Origin of the sequence: Pedobacter sp. (assembly GCF_035566355.1) — a bacterium.
GTDB lineage: Bacteria > Bacteroidota > Bacteroidia > Sphingobacteriales > Sphingobacteriaceae > Pedobacter.
Window position 1 is genome coordinate 1 of sequence record NZ_DATMRL010000543.1, and the last position, 3,789, is coordinate 3,789.

Sequence of the window (3,789 nt, forward strand, 5' to 3'; positions counted from 1 at the left end):
AGGCAGATCTGTTTGTGGCAACGATTAAAGAACTGAACCGTTTGCATGATGCTCTGGAAGAGCATTTACCTCAACTGCAGCAAATCAGGGAAGTGTCTTTTGTCTTGTCACTGATGCAAAAAGCAATCCAGGGTATTTCTGTGCCTTTGACCGGTGAGCCACTTCAGGGGATACAGGTCATGGGATTACTGGAAAGCAGGAGCCTGGATTTTGAACGGATCTATATCCTTGGGGTGAACGAAGGGTTATTGCCACAGACAAGTGCCTCTCCAAGTTTCATTCCTGATAGCATCCGAAGGGCATATGGTTTGCCAGTTCTGGAAAACCAGGACGCCATTTCTGCTTATATGTTTTACCGGTTGATGCAGCGTTCTGAAAAAGTGTGCCTGGTGTATAATGCGCAGGCTGATGACACCAATACAGGCGAACCGACGCGTTTTTTAAGGCAACTGGAATATGAAAGTGGCTATACTTTCAATTACCTGGAACACAAACAAAGCATCCGTACAGAAAAAAGATTGCCTGTAGAAGTGAAGAAGGATGAAAAGGTGATGGCTGTGCTGAATAAATATCTGAATGGGGAAATAGGACTTTCGGCTTCCGCTTTGACCTCATATATCAATTGCCCGCTGCAGTTTTTTTACAAGTATATTGCCAGAATTGAAGAGCCAAAGGAAATTTCCGAAAATCTGGAGGCCAACTATATTGGTTCTATATTACACTTTGTTATGGAAACCTTTTACCAGGATTTGATGGCGGAGGGCGGCCCGGTTACTCAGGAGCGTATTGCCCAAAAGCGGAAAGAAGTACCTGCTCTTGCTGTAAGGGGATTTGCGCAGGTGATGTATGAGAACCAGCACCACCAGGTTGTACACAACGGCATGCAGAAGGTGGTTCTGGCCATCGTAGAAGAGTATGCTGCGCTGATCCTGGATTATGATGAGCAGCAGGCACCCTTTGAAGTGCTGGCTATGGAGAAGAAAGACCAGGTTGAATTTAAATTCAGCCTTAAAGGCCAGGAAAAAAAGATTATTCTGCATGGGATTATAGACCGCATTGACCGCAGAAACGGTGTTACCCGTATTGTGGATTATAAAACCGGCAGCGATAACCTGAGGTTCAGCAGCCTGGAGGAAGTGTTCGATACCAATGGCAATAAGCAGAATAAAGCGCTGGTGCAGACGCTTTTTTACACCTATGTTTTCGAGCAGGCTAATGGTTTGACGGGCGTGGAACCGAATCTGTACAGTACCCGTAATATGCGAAAAGAGGGCACTTTTTTTATGGAGGGAAAGGAGAAGACCAAATTGAATGGCGAGCGGCTGGAAAGCATCAAAGCCGAGTTTCTGGATTTATTAAGTGCAAAACTTGCGGAGCTTTTTGATGAAAATATTCCTTTCAGACCTACAGAAAACGAGGCTGGCTTTGTTTTTTCGCCCTATTTGACCTTGTGTGGAATGTAAAATGACCAAAGGATGTTAGATCGGGCTAAAGATGCCCAAGTGTAATTAAAACACTACTTTATATTTAGATTACAATACTTATATTTGCCCACAGTTAATATTTGAATATACAATGAGAGAGATTCAATTTAGAGAAGCCCTGCGTGAAGCCCTGAGCGAAGAGATGCGTAAAAATGAAAACGTATTTTTGATGGGAGAAGAAGTAGCGCAATATAACGGTGCATACAAAGTTAGTCAGGGTATGCTGGATGAGTTTGGCGACAAACGCATTATTGATACCCCTATTGCGGAGCTTGGTTTTGCCGGTATTGGTATTGGGGCTGCAATGAACGGATTAGTTCCAATCGTAGAGTTTATGACATTTAACTTCTCTTTGGTTGCTATTGATCAGATTATTAACGGTGCTGCTAAAATGCTGTCCATGAGCGGAGGCCAGTTTTCTGTGCCAATCGTATTTCGCGGACCAACAGGTAATGCCGGCCAATTGGGTGCGCAGCACTCTCAGAACTTTGAAAACTGGTATGCCAACTGCCCTGGTTTAAAAGTGGTAGTTCCTTCAACCCCTTATGAGGCTAAAGGTTTGTTAAAACAAGCTATCCTTGATCCGGATCCTGTTATCTTTATGGAATCTGAGGTGATGTATGGCGATAAAGGAGAGGTTCCTGAAGAAGAATATTACATCCCATTGGGTAAAGCTAATGTGGTTAAGGAAGGTACTGATGTAACGATCGTAACTTTTGGTAAAATGCTGACCCGTGTAGTGAACCCTGCTGTTGAAGAGCTGACTAAAGAAGGCATCAATGCAGAGGTTATTGATTTGCGTACTGTACGTCCTATTGATTATGCAACGATCATTGAGTCGGTGAAAAAAACAAACCGTTTGGTAATTGTGGAAGAAGCATGGCCATTGGCGTCTATTTCTTCTGAGATTGCTTTTAATGTTCAGAAAAATGCTTTCGATCATTTAGATGCACCGGTATTGCGTATTACTTGTGCTGATGTTCCGCTTCCATATGCACCTACGCTGATTGCAGCAAGTTTGCCAAACGCAGAGCGTGTAGTGAAAGCTGTAAAAGAAGTATTGTACGTAGCAAAATAAGCTATTAAAGATAATCCAGAAATATAATCCCGATGGCTCGTGCCCTTCGGGATTTTTTATTTTAAAAAACAACGAAATGAGTCATCACTCGAAAATCATTGCTGCTGAATTAGCTATAGCAGAGAAACAAGTTCTTTCTACAATTGAATTGCTGGATGAAGGTGCTACAGTGCCTTTTATCTCCCGTTACCGGAAAGAAGCGACCGGAAGCCTGGATGAGGTTCAGGTAGCCGCGGTAAGAGACCGGTTCCAGCAATTGCGCGACCTGGACAAAAGAAGGGAAGCGATTTTGAAGGCACTGACCGCATTGGGAAAACTGAGTCCTGAACTGGAGGCACAGATCAATGTGGCACTCACCATCACGGAGATAGAAGATATTTATCTTCCTTATAAGCCTAAGCGCAAAACAAGGGCTTCTGAGGCGAGAAAAAAAGGTTTGGAGCCATTGGCCTTATTGGTTCTGGAACAACGTGGTGAAGACCCGGAAGGTGAGGCTGCAAAATACCTGAGTGAAGAGCTTGGGGTAGCTTCTGTGGAAGAGGCTTTGGCTGGTGCCAGAGATATTATTGCAGAGATGGTCAATGAAAATACAGAGGCCCGGGCGACGATGAGAACTTATTTTCAGCAACACAGTAAATTTAAATCGGTGGTGGTGAGTGGAAAAGAAGAGGAAGGGATCAAGTATAAAGATTATTTTAACTGGGATGAGCCGGTTAAATCTACACCTTCTCACCGCGTTCTGGCCATGCGCCGCGGGGAGAATGAATCGGTATTAAAGCTGGAGCTTGCACCAGCTGAAGAGGGAGCGATTCGTTTGCTGGAAAAGCAATTCATCAAATCTTCCAATAAAAATGCACAACAGGTTGAGTTGGCTATCCAGGATGGCTATAAGCGTTTACTTGCACCTTCTATGGAAAATGAACTTCGTGGTTTTTCTAAGGAAAAGGCCGATGAAGAAGCCATCCGGGTGTTTGTAGAAAATGCAAGACAGTTGTTGCTGGCTGCACCCATGGGCCAAAAGAATGTTCTAGCCATAGATCCTGGTTTCAGGACGGGATGTAAAGTGGTTTGCCTGGACAAGCAAGGAAAATTACTCGAAAACACCACCATCTTTCCGCATACGGGTCAGAATAACGTTAAAAATGCCGCAGAGACTATACAGAAGCTTTGCGCTAAGTATGAGATTGAAGCCATTGCTATCGGCAACGGAACAGCTGGCAGGGAAAC

3 protein-coding genes are annotated in these 3,789 nt (G+C 44.1%); all 3 read left to right on the forward strand.

The window, feature by feature from the left end:
* On the forward strand, positions 1–1,463 hold a 1,463-nt coding region (locus tag VNZ46_RS21300), incomplete at its 5' end, for a PD-(D/E)XK nuclease family protein (RefSeq protein ID WP_325562380.1).
* Positions 1,464–1,575: 112 nt separating this feature from the next.
* Positions 1,576–2,562: a pyruvate dehydrogenase complex E1 component subunit beta gene (locus tag VNZ46_RS21305; RefSeq protein WP_108550899.1), complete on the forward strand. Its 987-nt coding sequence runs from the start codon at positions 1,576–1,578 to the stop codon at positions 2,560–2,562.
* Positions 2,563–2,638: 76 nt separating this feature from the next.
* The coding region (locus VNZ46_RS21310) for a Tex-like N-terminal domain-containing protein (protein WP_325562382.1) at positions 2,639–3,789 on the forward strand (1,151 nt) is incomplete at its 3' end.

Coding starts and splice junctions, on each gene's coding strand:
- VNZ46_RS21305 (WP_108550899.1), top strand. CDS start 1,576: ATGAGAGAGATTCAATTTAGAGAAGCCCTGCGTGAAGCCCTGAGCGAA.